General features: G+C 45.2%; 14 protein-coding genes. 7 read left to right on the top strand and 7 right to left on the bottom strand.

What is annotated here, in order from left to right; genetic code table 11:
- Window positions 1-696 precede the first annotated feature (696 nt).
- The 5 genes from ON006_RS17925 to ON006_RS17905 all read left to right on the top strand — a co-directional run bounded on the left by ON006_RS17925 (window position 697) and on the right by ON006_RS17905 (window position 8,141).
- Entirely contained in the window at window positions 697-3,900 is a 3,204-nt protein-coding gene (locus ON006_RS17925; protein ID WP_244820746.1) for a SusC/RagA family TonB-linked outer membrane protein, read from the top strand.
- Window positions 3,901-3,911: 11 nt separating this feature from the next.
- Window positions 3,912-5,390 carry a SusD/RagB family nutrient-binding outer membrane lipoprotein gene (locus ON006_RS17920; RefSeq protein WP_244820745.1) on the top strand — a complete coding sequence of 493 codons (1,479 nt, stop codon included), beginning with the start codon at window positions 3,912-3,914 and terminating at the stop codon, window positions 5,388-5,390.
- A gap of 17 nt (window positions 5,391-5,407) precedes the next feature.
- Window positions 5,408-6,151, top strand: coding sequence for a BT_2262 family domain-containing protein (locus ON006_RS17915; protein ID WP_244820744.1), 744 nt, complete (start codon window positions 5,408-5,410; stop codon window positions 6,149-6,151).
- A 12-nt stretch (window positions 6,152-6,163) separates the two neighbouring features.
- Window positions 6,164-6,652, top strand: a complete 489-nt coding sequence (locus ON006_RS17910; protein WP_244820743.1) for a lipid-binding protein — start codon at window positions 6,164-6,166, stop codon at window positions 6,650-6,652.
- A 151-nt stretch (window positions 6,653-6,803) separates the two neighbouring features.
- The gene (locus ON006_RS17905; protein ID WP_244820742.1) at window positions 6,804-8,141 is read left to right on the top strand and encodes an amidohydrolase; all 1,338 of its coding nucleotides are present in this window, start codon (window positions 6,804-6,806) and stop codon (window positions 8,139-8,141) included.
- A 9-nt stretch (window positions 8,142-8,150) separates the two neighbouring features.
- On the opposite strand, the gene ON006_RS17900 is transcribed toward ON006_RS17905, so the two are convergent.
- From ON006_RS17900 to ON006_RS17875, 6 genes are all read right to left on the bottom strand, one after another.
- Window positions 8,151-8,951 (bottom strand): SDR family oxidoreductase, encoded by an 801-nt coding sequence (locus ON006_RS17900; RefSeq protein ID WP_244820741.1) that lies wholly within the window; start codon window positions 8,949-8,951, stop codon window positions 8,151-8,153.
- Between the two features lie 3 nt (window positions 8,952-8,954).
- The gene (locus ON006_RS17895; protein ID WP_244820740.1) at window positions 8,955-9,893 is read right to left on the bottom strand and encodes a S66 peptidase family protein; all 939 of its coding nucleotides are present in this window, start codon (window positions 9,891-9,893) and stop codon (window positions 8,955-8,957) included.
- 85 nt (window positions 9,894-9,978) lie between these two features.
- On the bottom strand, window positions 9,979-10,110 hold the full coding sequence (locus ON006_RS17890) for a Txe/YoeB family addiction module toxin (RefSeq protein WP_244821174.1): 132 nt from the start codon (window positions 10,108-10,110) through the stop codon (window positions 9,979-9,981).
- Window positions 10,111-10,225: 115 nt separating this feature from the next.
- Entirely contained in the window at window positions 10,226-10,444 is a 219-nt protein-coding gene (locus ON006_RS17885; RefSeq protein ID WP_244820739.1) for a DUF2683 family protein, read from the bottom strand.
- Window positions 10,445-10,486: 42 nt separating this feature from the next.
- Window positions 10,487-10,813: a DciA family protein gene (locus ON006_RS17880; protein ID WP_244820738.1), complete on the bottom strand. Its 327-nt coding sequence runs from the start codon at window positions 10,811-10,813 to the stop codon at window positions 10,487-10,489.
- Between the two features lie 65 nt (window positions 10,814-10,878).
- On the bottom strand, window positions 10,879-13,842 hold the full coding sequence (locus tag ON006_RS17875) for a serine hydrolase domain-containing protein (protein WP_244820737.1): 2,964 nt from the start codon (window positions 13,840-13,842) through the stop codon (window positions 10,879-10,881).
- Between the two features lie 211 nt (window positions 13,843-14,053).
- On the opposite strand from ON006_RS17875, the gene ON006_RS17870 reads away from it, so the two are divergent.
- Both ON006_RS17870 and ON006_RS32350 read left to right on the top strand, forming a co-directional pair.
- Window positions 14,054-14,230 carry a hypothetical protein gene (locus tag ON006_RS17870; RefSeq protein WP_244820736.1) on the top strand — a complete coding sequence of 59 codons (177 nt, stop codon included), beginning with the start codon at window positions 14,054-14,056 and terminating at the stop codon, window positions 14,228-14,230.
- Window positions 14,196-14,738, top strand: coding sequence for a DUF6169 family protein (locus ON006_RS32350; protein ID WP_374760215.1), 543 nt, complete (start codon window positions 14,196-14,198; stop codon window positions 14,736-14,738). Before ON006_RS17870 ends, ON006_RS32350 begins: the two co-directional genes overlap by 35 nt.
- Window positions 14,739-14,805: 67 nt before the next feature.
- On the opposite strand, the gene chrA is transcribed toward ON006_RS32350, so the two are convergent.
- Window positions 14,806-15,948 carry a chromate efflux transporter gene (gene chrA, locus ON006_RS17865; RefSeq protein ID WP_244821173.1) on the bottom strand — a complete coding sequence of 381 codons (1,143 nt, stop codon included), beginning with the start codon at window positions 15,946-15,948 and terminating at the stop codon, window positions 14,806-14,808.
- Between the last annotated feature and the right edge of the window lie 30 nt (window positions 15,949-15,978).

Below are 15,978 nucleotides of genomic sequence, written 5' to 3'. Positions count from 1 at the left end.
TATACTTTGGTTTGGTATATGTTTTCGGCGAATTTTATAGCAGGATTTGGCCGTTTTTTGCGATTTTTTTAAATGTTTAAAACTTCCAAAAAAACAGCTCTTGTTATGTTTTTGTTAACAGATCTCTCCTTTCTTTAACTTTTTCGTAGTATTCCCTCCAAGACTTACTGAGATTATCAATGATTACAGTCAACTGACGGTATATGTATACGTAGCTGTTATTAAGAATTAATATAAATTATATAATCTTCGCTATTTTTTTAAATCATCCTCAAATCCAATATTTTATTCATGGCTTATGATAGGATTATTCTAACATTTTTAAGGTTTTGCAGAGAAAAAACGAGCTGGTTTGGACGGGCTAAATCGTGGTTTGTGAGGCTTACGTGTATGAAAATTGCACGGTGCTAGGCATAAGGTTATTTACCAAATGTCGAATATGATTACAATTATTCTATTGATCATGTAGTACAGTTGAAATTTTAATAACAAATCGGCATAAAAGCTAAACTTCTACAATATACGCTTTAAGGGGTGCTTTTGAGTATTTGTATATTTTTTTGGCAATAAAACGATTCTAATACCAAATTATATTCTGGGCTTGGTGCCCCAGGCATTGTAATTTTATTAATTCGGCAGTAGTTTTGTAACCAGTAAAATCAAATTATCCTATTAAACAAACTCTAAATCATTGCTATGAGAAAGATTCTACAATTGTTGATCTTGATCGCCTTACTAATGCCTGGGTGGCACACCTATGCCCAGGACAAGGTGGTATCAGGAGTCGTGACCGCGGATGACGGGAGTGTCCTGCCAGGAGTGAACATTACAGTAAAAGGGACGACAAGAGGGGTAAGCACAGACACAGAGGGGAAGTATTCTATTTCAGCTCCGGCCTCTGCAACATTGGTATACTCATTCGTGGGTTACCTTGGCCAAAGTATAGTAGTAGGTTCCAAAACCACAATTAATGTAACGCTGGTGACCGACGCCCAGCAGCTTGGAGAAGTAGTGGTTACAGCCCTTGGTATTTCCCGCGAAAAAAAATCGCTCGGATATTCCACTGCTACCATTACCAACACATCTATTACAGAAGCAAGGAATACAAGCCCGCTGGATGCCCTGAATGCCCGGGTACCCGGTTTATCTGTGTCTACTGCTTCGGGAGCGCCGGGAGCTTCAACAGTTTTGAACATCCGGGGTTTTAACTCTGTAACGGGTAATAACCAGCCATTGTACGTAGTCGATGGTGTGCCGATGAACAACAGGGGAAATTCTTCATCTACAACTGCTGCAAACAGCAATGATGACTTCAACAGGTCGATGGACTTTGGTAACCAGATGAATGACATCAACCCAAACGAAATTGAGAGTATCACCGTTTTGAAAGGTATTTCAGCGTCGGCTTTGTATGGTAGCCGTGCTGCTAACGGTGCGATCCTGATCACTACCAAAAGAGGAAAGTCAGGTAAAACGACTGTGGACTTTTCAAGTTCTTTTGCCCAATCACAAATTCTGAGGGTTCCTCACCTGCAAAATACTTACGGACAGGGATGGAGCGGACTGTTTGACCCGATCGAAAACGGTTCCTGGGGGCCTAAAATGGACGGCTCAACCAGGCTGTGGGGTAACGTGGTGGACAATTCACAATTGTTGAAACCATTCGCTGTACAGGAAGATAACCTGAAAGACTTTTTCGACCGTGGTTACGAATGGAACAACAGTATTGCTGTTTCCGGAGGTACCGAAACTGCCAATTACCGTGTGTCTTATTCCAATGCCATGGCGGACGGTGTAGTACCAACCAATGCAGATTCGTATAAGCGTAACACGTTAAGTCTGAATGGCGGGTTAAAGCTGGGCAAATTCTCGGTTAACTCGAACATCAATTACGTTCACAAACACCAGAAAGCGGTAGCAACCGGACAAGGTGACGACGCAGGCGGTGGAAAGGTGGTATGGCAGGAGATCATTCAGATCCCGAGAGACCATTCTATTGTAGATTCAAAAGCATTTCTTGATCCGAATAATCCTTTTGGCAAGTTCATGGATCTTGATAATTATTTTACACCATACGCACAAAACCCTTACTGGACGCTGTACAACCAAGGTAACAACTACGATGAAGACCGTATTTTTGGTAACATCGAGTTTGGTTATCAACTGCTGCCAAGTTTAGGTGTTCAATGGAGAGTGGGTGGTGACTACTCCGATGCATTCCAGAAAGACTGGGGTAATGTGGGCCGGATCACACCGGGCACTCCTAACAGCACGGCCAACAATGTATTTGGTAGTGTGGCCCAGTTGTCGAGAGGTAACCGTCAGTTCAACAGTGACCTGATCTTTAACTTCAAACATAACTTCGGAACCCGTTTTGATGTTCAGGCATTTCTTGGACATAACCTGAATGAAAGATCGGGACTGACCAACTATGCGAAAGTGACCAATCTTGACTTGCCAGGTTTTTACAGCCTTTCCAACAGCTCGGTAACCCCGATCACATTCGCAACCACTACAATGCGTCGTCTGGTCGGTGTTTATGGTTCCGCCACATTCGGTTTCGATAGCTGGTTGTACCTGACAGTGGGAGCGAGAAATGACTGGAGCAGCACATTGCCAAAAGGTAAAAATTCCTACTTCTATCCAAGCGCGAGCATTAGCGCGGTGCTTTCGGAGGCATTCAAGCTTCCTGCACAGATACCATTTGTTAAGGTACGCTTTGCTGCCGCATCAGCCGGTAATGACGCCGATCCTTATCAGGTGTATTCCGTGTATGTTCCGGGTAGTGTGAGAGCGGGTGGTTTTGGTAATATCAACTTCCCATTCGGTGGTGTTAACGCCTATGAAGTTTCCAATAACCCGGGTAACCTTGATTTGAAACCTGAAATTTCGCAGGAATTCGAAGCCGGTCTTGAACTTGGTTTCTTTGGCAGAAGGGTAGGACTTGATCTTAGCGTTTATGATAAACTGACCAAAAACCAGATCATCAGCCTGAACCTGGAACCAGCAACCGGCGCCACAGCGCAAACTGTGAACCTGGGTAGCGTTAGAAACCAGGGTTTGGAACTCGCATTGAACCTGATCCCGGTTCGTACAGCGGATTTTGAATGGGGCGTGACCCTGAACTACAACAAAATCAAAAACGAAGTAGAGTCACTTGGTTTGGAAGGCGGATCGGGTAACATCCTGCTCAACAGCAGCTACAATGTGAAGCTTCGCGCCGTAGTTGGTAAGCCACTTGGCGCTATCTACTCTCCTGACGTGAGGCGTGATCCCGACGGCAATGTAGTTGTGAACCCTGAAACGGGCTTGCCATTGCAAAGCACCGAAGAAACTTACAGAGGTTCGATCAATCCTAATTATACGCTGGGACTTTCAACTTACTTGACCTATAAAGGTTTTAAACTGAGCGCAAATGGTGATTACCGTAACGGCGGTGTGTTTTATTCCTATACTGCCAGGTTGAATTACTTCAATGGGAACGCGTATAATACTCAATATAACGATAGAGAACCATGGGTAATTCCTGGTTCGGTGGTACAACAGCCAGATAATACTTATACAGAAAACACGACGCCGATCTCACGTGCTGATGTTTATACTTACTATGGAGGTACCACTTCCTACGAGTATAACCACGTGTTGCCGAAGACTTTCTTTAAGCTCAGAAACGTGTCATTGACTTATTCTGTGCCAAAAAGCTTCCTGGCCAAATCGCCGGTCCGTGTAGCATCCGTAGGCGTTTTCGGAAGAAACCTAGTACTGTGGACACCAAAAGGAAACCACTTTACCGATCCCGAGGCGAACACATTTGGTACCAGTCTTAAAAACCTTTACGGTGAATTTGCATCTGGTCCTTCTGTCGCAACGTACGGCGCGCAGTTAAATCTATCATTCTAATTCAATTTCAAATGAAAGGTATAATTAAAAATAGTGTATTGCTGTTCGCAGCACTTGCACTGGGGTCTTGCAATGACTGGCTTGATGTTAATGAAGATCCCAATAACCCAACCAATGTAGCCCCACAATACGTATTGCCAGCCGCGCAGGCGTCGGTAGCAGGTACGGTAGGCGGCGATTTTGCGATCATCGGCGGAATCTGGTCTCAACACTGGACGCAATCCAATGCAAGTTCCCAGTACAGGACCATTGACGCGTATAACCTGAATGCGGCAGATTACAACACTGCCTGGACCGAGCTATACGCCGGAGGCTTGAATGACTTCGAAGACGTGAAGAAAAAGGCGACCGAATCAGGAAATAATCTGATGGTATTGCAGGCGGTGGCTGTTCAGTCATACGGTTTTCAAATGCTGGCCGACTGGTTTGATAAAATTCCTTTGACAGAAGCACTACAGGTAGAAACTAATAAGGCGCCGAAGTACGACGACGGGCCGGCTGTTTATGCTGAGTTATTGAAAAGACTGGATGCAGCACTTGCTCTGGATTTCGACAATGGAAAGTCTACGCAGGTAACGTCCGACCTTGTTTTCGGAAGTTTGAGTGCGGCCGATCAGCTTGATCAATGGAAACGGTTTGTCAATACGCTGAAACTGAAAATGTATCTTCGTCAGACGAGCAGCGCCAATTCGGCACAGGCAATTGCAGCGATCAAAGCAATGCTTGATGCTAATACGGCGTTCCTGGAAGGACCGGCAGCTATCACCCAGTTTGTAGACGAGCCTAACCGTAGCAATCCATTGTACGAAAACAATGTACGCCAGCTTAACACAGGTACTAACCTGAGACTAAGCAGAACGCTGTTCAGCTATTTGGATGAAAATAACGATCTGGATAGATTGAATGCATATTTTACCCCTGGTTCGGGCGGGCAATACGGCTTGGTTCAGGGTGACTATGGCTCAACAGTCGCTCCGACTATACCCAGTGTAGCGAAAATGACCGCCACCGATCCCTTCTTCTTTTTTAGTACTGACGAAGTATATTTCCTGCTTGCAGAGGCATACCTGCGCACCGGCAATGAAGCGATGGCCAAATCATTTTATGACAAGGCGGTGCAAGCTGCTTATGCCAAGTTCAACATCACGTTCGATCCGAAGAAAATAGCTGCTGGCGGCGTGTATGCCTACCCTACGACAGGAACGACTGAAGCAAAATTGAAAGCCATCATCATTCAAAAATGGGTAGCAATGTTCCGTCAGGGCTATGAGTCGTTCTGGGATCAGGCACGGACTGGGTATCCTGAAAAATCGCCGGTACCAGTAACCAGCAACAGTTATGTACCTGGGCAATGGACTTCCTCAGTACAGGCGGTGACCTCGGGCGGTGCGCTTCCGAAGCGTATCCCTTTCACATCGGCCTCACGCGACGTTAACCCTAATACCCCGCAGGTGCCGAACATTACGGACAAAGTCTGGTGGATGAAATAATTCAAATCAATATTCAGATGAAAAGATTTATAAAATATATAGCCGTTGCGTTTATAGGTGCCCTTTCTTTATCCTGTGAAGAAGAGAAAGTAACCGAAGGGATTTCGGAAATAACCTATTTTCCTGATTTTGATTACAAAGGTGACGAACTGATACTCTTGCCGTGCGGAACAGCGTTCACAGATCCCGGGGTAACAGCATCTGAGAATGGGACCTCCATTCCAATCACAACCAGTGTTTCGCCAATGATCAGCGGTGGTACATCTGCCGAGGTCGGTGCAACACCCGACAGGTACACCGTCAACTATAGTGCCGTGAATAAAGATGGTTACGATGCCAATGCATCACGGGTTATATGGAGGGCTTGTACAGGTGACCTGAAAACCTCGATCGAAGGTCTGTACACCTCAACTGTTTTTAGAAATGGTGCTTCTGGTGCTCAGTACACTAATATGAGGTATGTACTTATTCGCAAGAAACCTGGTACTACCGATACTTATCAGATATCCGATGCCATTGGTGGTTGGTATGCATTGGGAAGGGCGCTTGGGGATGCGTACCTGGCTCCGGGACTAGAGGTTACTGCGAACAGTATTCCGAAAAACGACTTCAAATTTGGCGGTGCTCCGCAAGTGTTGGGCTTCGGTGGTCCAGTGACTCCAAAAACGCTTACGGTTGACCCTGCAACTAAAACAATCGTGATGACTACCGAATGGAACATTTATTCCTTCGTAACTACATTGAAGCAAGTATCATTTTAAAACCAGATAAAAATGAATAAGATTTTAGGATATATAGCTATTCTCATCGCAGGCCTTTCTATGTCAGCCTGCGATCTGGGAAGTGAACCCACTATCGAAGGGACCAAGTTGCAAGCAATGGCAGGTGAATGGTGGATCAATGTGCTGGTTGACGGCGAAGACATTGGTGCGGGTTTTAACCTCATTACCACATCAAATACCGCTGCGAACAATGAGACAGACCTCATTTTGGATGATCATGAATTATGGCCTGCGAAAATCGTCGCCAAAGTTAGCCTTCCGGGCCTGACCTTTGTAGCTGCTCCTGGTTTGAGCAATGCTTACGATCCCGACATTAAAGTATCGGTGGTTGAGGGTAAGATCCTGAAAGGCATGGCTACTACGCCGGGAGGGAATAAAACGGATTCTATTTATGTAAAATTTGAATTTTCGGATGACCCGGGCACACAGTACGAATATGCGGGCTACCGTCGTACCGGTTTCCGCGAAGACGAGCATTGATCGCCGAAACCGGAAAACTTAATTTGAATTGAATACAGAGGCCTTATCTTTCACAGGATAGGGCCTCTGTGTGTTTCTTGAATGCTATTCTGTATTATATTGCGTAAATGCATTCCTAGGACTGATTATTAACTTTTAAGAAACACGCTGCATGGCATACGCTACATTTCGTTTTTCCAAATCTATATTGAAAGCGCTGTTGCTGTTACCGGCAGTGTTTCCTGCCACCCAGGCATTCAGCCAGTCGAAAATAAACACTGCTATAGATCAGAAAGCGCAGACGCTGGATAAAAAACTGGTGGAATGGCGGCGCGATTTTCACCAGAATCCCGAACTCGGCAACCGGGAGTTCAAAACCTCTGAAAAAGTTGCCAATCATTTAAGGAAACTGGGAATCGAGGTTACGACCGGCATCGCTCATACGGGTGTGGTAGGTATTCTGAAAGGCGGAAAACCAGGCCCCGTGGTGGCACTTAGAGCTGATATGGACGGACTGCCGGTGACGGAAAGGGTTGATGTACCATTCAAATCAACAGTAGTGACCGAGTATAATGGTCAAAAAACGGGCGTAATGCATGCTTGTGGGCATGATACGCACATTGCGATCCTGATGGGCGTGGCGGAGGTGCTGGCGTCCGTGAAAAGCGAGTTGCCCGGAACAATCAAGTTTATTTTTCAACCAGCCGAGGAAGCAGCGCCAGCAGGCGAGGAAGGTGGTGCACAGCTTATGGTGAAAGAAGGTGTTCTGGAAAATCCCAAAGTTGAAGCCATTTTTGGTTTACACATTGATTCTCAGCTTGAAGTCGGAAAGATTTCATACAGGCCGGGCGCAACCATGGCGGCAGTAGATTTTTTCACTATTGATGTAAAAGGAAAACAAACCCACGGCGCTTATCCGTGGTCAGGGGTGGATCCGATCGTGACATCTTCTCAGATCGTGACTGCCTTGCAAACCATTGTAAGCAGAAACTTAAATATCACCCAGGCACCGGCGGTAGTCACGATTGGAGCAATCAATGGCGGTATCAGGGAAAATATCATTCCCGAATCAGTAAAAATGATTGGAACGATACGCACGTTTGATGAAGGAATGCATACCTATATTCACAAAAGGATCAATGATATCTCCACGCACATTGCCGAAAGCGCGGGAGCGACGGCGCAGGTGAAAATAAACGTAATGTATCCGGTGACGTTTAATGATATACCACTAACTGAAAGAATGATCGGTACCATTGAAAATGTTGCAGGAAAGGACAACGTGAAAGTGATTCCAGCCAAAACCGGAGCAGAAGACTTTTCTTATTTTCAACAAAAAGTACCCGGTTTGTTCTTTTTTCTGGGTGGTATGCGCAAAGGGAAAAATGTGGCGGACGCTGCTCCACACCATACACCTGACTTTTACGTAGACGAAGGTAGCCTCGTTTTAGGAGTTCGCTCACTCAGCAGGCTGGCAACAGATTATCTGGAAAAAGCAAAAAGTAAATAGGAACGAATGTCATTCGGGAATGTTCTTCCTGACCTGATCGAAAAGCATGCTCGGGAAGAACCTTTTCAAATATATGGCAGCCACTTCTTTGAAGCCGCCGATATAGATTTCCTTTTTATCCTTTTTAACAGCGTCCAGGATCTGGCGCGCACATTCGTCGGCAGGAATGCCTTTGGCCTGATTGGCATCCATTTTACCAAATTTAGCGCCGGATTCATTTAATGCATTCAGCGAAATATTGGTACGGATATAGCCCGGACAAATCGTAGTAACCTTGATATTATCCTTATAACCCTCAGCGCGCAAAGAATCGTAAAATCCCTGCAAGGCATGTTTGGCAGCATTATAGCCCGACCTCATGATGGTGCCAATCTTGCCAGCCACGCTGCTGATCACAATAAAATGACCACTTTTTTGCTTGGTCATGTAAGGTAAAACGGCTTTCGTTAATGCTACGGTACTGTAAAAATTTACATTCATTAGACTCTGATACACTTCAAGATCTGTGTCCTGAATGTATGACCGCTGGCTTACACCGGCATTGTGTACCATGATATCAATCCTTTGAAAATGACTGATAACCTGCTCAGCAGCAGGTTTGGCTTTCTCAAATTCCGTTACATCCAGGGGGAGTACCAGTACGTCACCGTCAGGAAGTCCCGTTAGTTTTTTCACGCGGATCAATTCCTCCTCGCGGCGGGCAGTTAGCACCAGTTTGGCACCTTCTTTGGCAAAAGCCAGCGCAATAGCCTCCCCGATTCCCGAAGAAGCACCCGTGATCCATACTACCTTATCCTTGAAAGTTTCCATGTGTTAAATCTGAATATCAGGAGCTTGTGGCAAAAAACGGAAATTGACCTCATGATCCCCGACTTCCAGAGAAGCCTTCATACCAATGCTCATCGCCCTGTTGTCACCTACGTGGCCAACCGGGAAATTGTAACATACCGGATAGCTGAACTCGGCAACATGCTCTTGAACGATCTCGTAAGTATCTTTTCCAAATGAGGGGTTACCATTGTCCTTCATATCAGTAAACTGTCCTACAATCAGTCCTGCGAGGTTGGTCAGCTTTCCAGCTCTTTTCAGCTGGATCATCATTCTGTCCAGATTGTATAGGTATTCATTAATATCCTCAATAAACAGGATCTTGCCTGTCGTATCGATTTCAGTTTCGGAGCCGATCAGATGCGCAAGAAGGCATAGGTTTCCGCCTACAACCTGGGCGGTAGTGCTTCCGGTACGGTTCAATGAATGAGATGCAAATGTATATGCAGGCTGTTCGCCAAAAAGCATTTGTCTCAATGATTCAGCAGCTTCTTCCGCGCCTTCCGTAGTAATGGATTTGGCCATAGGAGCGTGCAGGCTGGCATAACCGAGCTGGTAAATTCGGGAAAGGATCACAGTAAGATCGCTAAAACCGATAATCCATTTGGGAGATTTTAAAAAACCATTAAAATCAAGACCATCGACGATCCGGGAGCATCCGTAGCCACCACGTGCGGCGATAACAGCTTTGATATCAGGATCGTCCAGCATCTGCTGCAAGTCTGCGAGACGTACAGCGTCCGAAGCCGAAAATTGATTGAATGCACTTTGTAATGTGGTACCTTCTACCACTTCCAGTCCCCACTTGTTTTTGAAGATATTGATACCAGGCACGATATCGTCATACTTAACCACACTGGCGGGAGCAATTATCCCTATTTTATCACCTGGCCTCAGAAAAGGCGGAAGCTTTATTTCGTTCATTCAAATAAGTCAAAGCATTGACGATATCTTGTGGACGTGGAAGAAGATGTCGTCAATGTCGTCATGAATAATTGTTAACCTGGGACTAGTAATGTCCCTTTAATGAGAGTATGTAAACGGTATTGCCTATTATTTCGTAAATAATACGGTGTTCCTGATTTATTCTGCGTGAATATTTTCCAGCAAGCTGATGCTTCAATAGCTCTGGTTTACCGATCCCGGAAGTGGGCGTTTCCCTTATTGATTGAATAAGTTCTCCGATCTTTTAATGAGATTTTTCTGACCAGATTTATGCCAGAATTGCAAATGCAGAATAGCGAGCTCTGTAAATTCTATTTCGAAGATATCAGATCCCATACATTAGCGCCTGCTTCTAGTTTAACGGTCTTGCCAGCCTTCATTTGCTTTTCGCTCAATTTTACCATCGCAACAAATTCAGGATCATATTCCTTATCTTTTGCTTCTTCAAAAGGAACTTTGAAACCGTTAAGAAGTGCTCTAACTGCTTGCAAAACCGCTTTGTCCTCGGTATTAATGAATAGCGTTGTCATTGCTTTATTTTATTAAGTTATCACTAATGATACCACGGCTGACTAAATAAACACCACATCCTCAACCAGATCTGTCCCCATTTCGCGGTTGATCAGTTCTACAATTTTGGTTTTGGCGCGGAAAAGTTCATTACGTAGCGGAGCCGATTCTATCTGAAGAAAAAGCGTCCTTTCTTTAATGTAAACCGTTTTGGTACGGGTAGCAATCGCCGAACCCATGATCTTGTCCCAATGTGCCACGACATACGACTGGTCGAACCGGTTTCTGATCCGGTACTTGTCCAGCATCTGATCAATAGCATCCTTCAAGGGGGTAATTCCCGGTCGGCGGGATGCTTTTTCTTTGTCAAACCGATAGTGTTGTGCCATAGTTGGAGTGAATGTGCGTGTTACAAATGTAGCAAGATATCAGGGTTCCTTCTCAGAAATCGATCTTACTTTTTTAACAATTCCTGGTATACAACGTCCATAATCGCCGTCCGGATATTGAGTGCTGAGATCTTGTTATTCTCTCTCGTCGGGTAAACCCGGTTGGAAAGAAAAACGTAATTCAGCTTCCACGCCGGATCGGCCCAGGTCATGATACCCGTGTAGCCCGTGTGCCCGAAACTCGACGGACTGGCGTATCTAGGCGCATTGCCTGAATATTTGAAAGTAGGTTTATCAAAACCGATTCCCCGACGACTGCCTTCCTCAGGATATTGATAACGCGTAAATTCAATGAGTGCATCCTTGCTCAGCAACTGCTGACCACCGTAGTAACCCTGCTGCAAGTACATTTGCCACACTTTCATCACATCATTGGCATCGCCAAACAAGCCTGCATGACCGCTAAGCCCGCCGAGCATCGCAGCGGCTTCATCGTGAACCTGGCCGTGAAGCTGCGTCATCCTGAAAAACGTGTCTCTTTCGGTAGGTACAATGTCTTCCAGTTTATAAAAACGTTTTGGATTGAATGTCAGTGAATTCGCTCCCAATTTATGGTAGTAATGGTTTTTGAGATAATCTTCAAAATTCTCACCGGAAAGGCTTTTTACAATCTGCGGATAAAGGATGAATGATAGATCGCTGTAAACATATCCTTCCTTTTCGTTCAATGGCGAATCGCGGATGGATTTGAAAATGGTTTTGTCATAATTTTTAAAAATAAACAGACTATCACCGACGACCGAAGTAGGGTATCTTTTAGATTCCTTGGTACTGAAAGTCTTCTTTTTCCAGCTTCCGTCCTGATTTTGCGCTTCTTTCCAGAGTACAATAAATGCTTTCAGCCTTGCGCTGTGCGTCAGTACGCGTCTCCATTGAAGATCAGCTTTGCTCGAGTTTTTAAAATCGGGTAAATAATCTTTCATGGTAGCGTCCAGGTCAAATTTTTTCTGATCCCAAAGGCTCATCAATGCCAGGGTAGAAGCTGTAATTTTGGTGACCGACGCCAGGTCATAAAGATCGGTCAGCTTGACTGGTTCCGGGCCTTCGTAAGTATGCTTGCCGTAAGCTTTCCGGAAAAATACCTTGCCATCTTTTGCCAGCTGGACCACGCAGCCCGGCGTTGCTTTTTGCGTCAGTGTAACATTGGCAATGGAGTCGATTTTGAAAGTAATGACTTTGGAATCCAGCCCCAGCTCTTCGGGAATGGTGTATTTCAACCTGCCAATTGCTGGCGTTTCAATTCCTGCATTGTATGGAAACTGTGCATTCACCGTCACTGGCAGCTTACCTTTCGCGGGTATCGCCCCGAAAATCAGCTGAGCCGACAAGTCCTGTGTGTACTGTGTCAGCTGGTACGACATGATCAATGCTTTTGCAGCCTCGGGTTTCTGGATTTTATTCAGTGCGTAGGGATTCCCAAAAATGGATACGACTGCTTTATTGGTAGCAATCAGCTCCTGCAAAACCGCATTCATCTGCTCAGTCAGGCCATAATTCGTGCGTGGAGAAATACTTCCCAAATGAACGCCGACTAAAAACAGATTGTATGATTTCAATTTGGAGCGCAAGTCAGCAATCTGCACATCCGTAGCTTTTGCGGGGATAAAGAAATGATCAACGCTGGTATACAGGCCGAGTGTTTTCTGAAAAGTGGTAATGGTATCCGCGCCAATCGAGACCGATGCGATTTTTAATGTATCAAGCTCCCGCAGGGGTAATAGATTGTTGTCGTTTTTCAAAATGGTCAACGCTCTTTCCGTTAAGAGGCGGTTGCTTAACTCCGCAGCTTTTGGGTTCAGGTCTTCATAAAGATTGTTGAGGTCAACCGGTTTATAATGATTAAGTCCGGCCCAGGCTTTTGCTTCCAATACTTTTCTGCAACGGTAGTCAATCTCCGCCTGGCTGATCTTTCCCTCCGCAATGCTTTTCTTGATCTCCGCAATCGATTTGGAAACATCTTCGGTAAATTCAAGCAAGTCCATTCCCGCTTCCAGGCCCATTGCATCGGCTTTGCCGTCGGGGAAATATTTGGTAACCCCTTTCATATTCATTGCATCCGAATAAATCAACCCTTCGAATCCTAGTTGGTTTCTCAGCAAGTCGCTCACGATCGGTTTGGAGAGTGTGGAGGGCAGGTTAGGTGTTTTGTCAAGAGCGGGAATGCTCAGGTGCGCGATCATAATCCCGCTGATGCCATTGTTGATCAGGGCCTTGAACGGATATAATTCGAGCGAGTCAATTCTGGTAGTATTGTGAGAAATCAATGGCAGGTCATAATGTGAGTCAACGCCGGTGTCGCCGTGGCCGGGAAAATGTTTTGCGCTGGTTAGCAGGCCGTTGTCCTGCATTCCTTTCATGTAAGCAACCGCTTTATCGGCGACTTTATATTTGTTTTCGCCAAAAGAGCGAAAGCTGATAACCGGGTTATCGGGGTTATTGTTAACGTCTGCTACCGGCGCGAAATTGATATGCATTCCCAATCGTCTGGCCTGTTTGGCAAGCTGGGCACCCATTTCATAAATCAGATCATTGCTGCCCTGAATCGCACCCAATGTCATCTGATATGGATACCTTACCGTACTGTCAATGCGCATTGCCAGCCCGAATTCCGCGTCCATCGCCACCAGCAATGGTACTTTGGAAATGGATTGGTAGTAGTTCGTCAAGCGTGCCTGAGGAACCGGTCCTCCCTGAAAAAACACGATACCCCCTACTTTATTTTCACGGATCAGTTTCTCAACAGCCGCCGGACTACTCGTTTTGGGATCAATTACAGCCCTTTTTACATCCGAAACTGCCGCTACCATAATCAGCTGCGCAATGCGTTCATCCGGTGTAAGTGTCGCAAAAACGGAATCGACCCATTGCTGATTTCTGTGCAAAAAACTAGGCGGTGTACTAATCTGGGCCTTGGAACTGAAAGTATGAAAGAGGATAACGGAAAGAAGAAAAAGGAAGGAATGTTTCATTCTTGTAATTGTATACTATTCTGTGGTGGTTAAATTTCGTTTACTCTTGTCAGAACCTTGGTAAGCGTTACACTTTCTCTGATGTGAAACAAATTTTATATATTTGTATGTTTACAAAAGTAAATATACAAGAGCGTTACCTATAAAACTTAAATCGATTCAAGAATATAGGTATAAGGTCAACGCCTAAAACAATATTACCAAAAAGACCATGAACAAAACAGCAAGTGAGCCAGTGGCAGAAGCTGCTGATGGCGCAAATAAGAAGAAAGGATCACTTTTTCAGAAGATGCTAGACGACAAAAAAGCGGTGTCCAGATACTTCGAGGGGAAAGAAACCTTAGAAAACATACATGCAAGGGGAATCAAATTCGTTAAACCCGTATGATCTAGTTAGTGCAGGCGAGGATTCGTATAAATTTTATACGGATAGTGGCATAGAGTACATAGCCTACTTTACCAACTCACCAGACTATTTTAGCAAATACCCGGACTTCAATAATGACATAGTAAGCTTCACGTTTGAGCCACACGGCAAAGTACGTGAAGCTTTATACTATTCAGGTAACCGAGCTTCAAAAATTCTCGGGCAGAGCCACGACAAAAGAATCATGGACACCGTGCTATCTCTACTGTTAGGATCTCTCGTTAAGTCCCCCTCGAAATCGATTATTATGATATGCGAAAATGATGATGCAAGAGATGTTTGCCGAAATAGGTTGTTCACCAGATGGTATAACAAAATATTTCAATCTAATAATAATCTAGCAACTAAGAACGACAATGAGCTATGTGGTGAGGGGTATTGCTCAATTTTCATTAGCAATTCGAACCCATATCATGATACTATCAAAAAAGCATTTGATAACATATTATTTGAAGATCCATCTAAATAACATTCCTATTTTTCTCTTTCTTAGTAGGAGTGTTAAACGCCATTAAAACCAGTTCCAGTTTAGCAGCTCAGAAAATCAATCCTAGCAGCAAGCCTGCGAGAATGATGAGGTAGGAGGGGACTTTGGCGAAGGTGAGGACGAGCAGGGTAGTGATTACGGTCAGCAGCGGTTGCCAGTCGGTCATCATGGGTTGGAAAAGTGAAATGGCTGCGGCGATGGTAAGTCCGCAACTAGCCGCATGAATTCCTTCCAGCGAGGCGCGGATACCGCGGTATTTTTTGAGCTGGGCCCAAAAAGGGTAGGCAAAAAAGATAAAGAATGTACCTGGGAGAAATATCCCGGCGGTAGCGACAAACCCTCCAATAATTTGCCCGACGATACCTTCGGATTGCAGTGAAATGCTGCCGACAAAAGTAGCAATTGAAAATACAGGGCCCGGTACAACCTGCGTCAGGGCCATTCCCGCCAGAAATTCCTGATCGGTGAGGTAATGCTTAAATCCAACAAACTCATTGTAAAGGATTGGGATCAGTACCTGCCCGCCGCCAAAAACCAGGCTTCCGTTACGATAAAAGTTTTCGAAAAGCCGCACCGGCAGTGAGTTCGTGATCTTTCCGATAATGGCAGCAGCTACCAGTACGGATATCCAGAATATAATGGGCCGCCAGAGAATCCGTATCGGGCCACGCTCCATTTTTTCGTGCTTCTTGAAATTGAGAGAAGCGGCAATTCCGCCCGAAATGATCAGTACCGGCGTCATGTAGGGTGATGGATATAAATAGGCAAGCATGGTTGAAATGATCAAAAAAGACCAGCCCTGCGCGTTATGAATCACTTTGCGGGCGATTGCCCATGCTCCGTACATTAAAAAAGCTACTGCCATCGGGCCGACAAACCTGGTGAATCCTAGCGAAATGGAATTTCTTTCAAGGTAGTGGATACCGATAGCCGCCGTCGTCATGAGTATCATCGCTGGCAGCGACCATACGATCAGGCTGAGATAAGCCAGTGGTTGTCCACCAATTTTCAGGCCAATGGCTGTTACCGTTTGCGTCGAACTTGGACCTGGCAATACCTGGCAAAGAGCTTGTAATTCAAGCAGTTCTTCTTCGGTGATGTATCGCCTTTTTCGCACGAGCCTTTCTATCATCATCATCAAATGTACCTGCGGACCGCCAAACGCTGTGAGTGACAGCAAGAGGATATCCATCAGGTAAATGATGTAACGAAAGCGGCGAAT

Origin of the sequence: Dyadobacter pollutisoli, from assembly GCF_026625565.1 — a bacterium.
Taxonomy (GTDB): Bacteria; Bacteroidota; Bacteroidia; order Cytophagales; family Spirosomataceae; genus Dyadobacter; species Dyadobacter pollutisoli.
The sequence above is the reverse complement of the archived record's forward strand: the minus strand, read 5'-3'. Positions and strand labels throughout refer to the sequence as shown.

Excerpts from the sequence above, each read along its gene's own strand:
- ON006_RS17905 (WP_244820742.1), top strand. The coding sequence starts at position 6,804 with ATGGCATACGCTACATTTCGTTTTTCCAAATCTATATTGAAAGCGCTG.
- ON006_RS17885 (WP_244820739.1), bottom strand. The coding sequence starts at position 10,444 with ATGACAACGCTATTCATTAATACCGAGGACAAAGCGGTTTTGCAAGCA.
- ON006_RS17875 (WP_244820737.1), bottom strand. The coding sequence starts at position 13,842 with ATGAAACATTCCTTCCTTTTTCTTCTTTCCGTTATCCTCTTTCATACT.
- chrA (WP_244821173.1), bottom strand. The coding sequence starts at position 15,948 with ATGGATATCCTCTTGCTGTCACTCACAGCGTTTGGCGGTCCGCAGGTA.
- ON006_RS17880 (WP_244820738.1), bottom strand. The coding sequence starts at position 10,813 with ATGGCACAACACTATCGGTTTGACAAAGAAAAAGCATCCCGCCGACCG.
- ON006_RS32350 (WP_374760215.1), top strand. The coding sequence starts at position 14,196 with ATGCAAGGGGAATCAAATTCGTTAAACCCGTATGATCTAGTTAGTGCA.
- ON006_RS17915 (WP_244820744.1), top strand. The coding sequence starts at position 5,408 with ATGAAAAGATTTATAAAATATATAGCCGTTGCGTTTATAGGTGCCCTT.
- ON006_RS17870 (WP_244820736.1), top strand. The coding sequence starts at position 14,054 with ATGAACAAAACAGCAAGTGAGCCAGTGGCAGAAGCTGCTGATGGCGCA.
- ON006_RS17925 (WP_244820746.1), top strand. The coding sequence starts at position 697 with ATGAGAAAGATTCTACAATTGTTGATCTTGATCGCCTTACTAATGCCT.
- ON006_RS17910 (WP_244820743.1), top strand. The coding sequence starts at position 6,164 with ATGAATAAGATTTTAGGATATATAGCTATTCTCATCGCAGGCCTTTCT.
- ON006_RS17920 (WP_244820745.1), top strand. The coding sequence starts at position 3,912 with ATGAAAGGTATAATTAAAAATAGTGTATTGCTGTTCGCAGCACTTGCA.
- ON006_RS17895 (WP_244820740.1), bottom strand. The coding sequence starts at position 9,893 with ATGAACGAAATAAAGCTTCCGCCTTTTCTGAGGCCAGGTGATAAAATA.
- ON006_RS17900 (WP_244820741.1), bottom strand. The coding sequence starts at position 8,951 with ATGGAAACTTTCAAGGATAAGGTAGTATGGATCACGGGTGCTTCTTCG.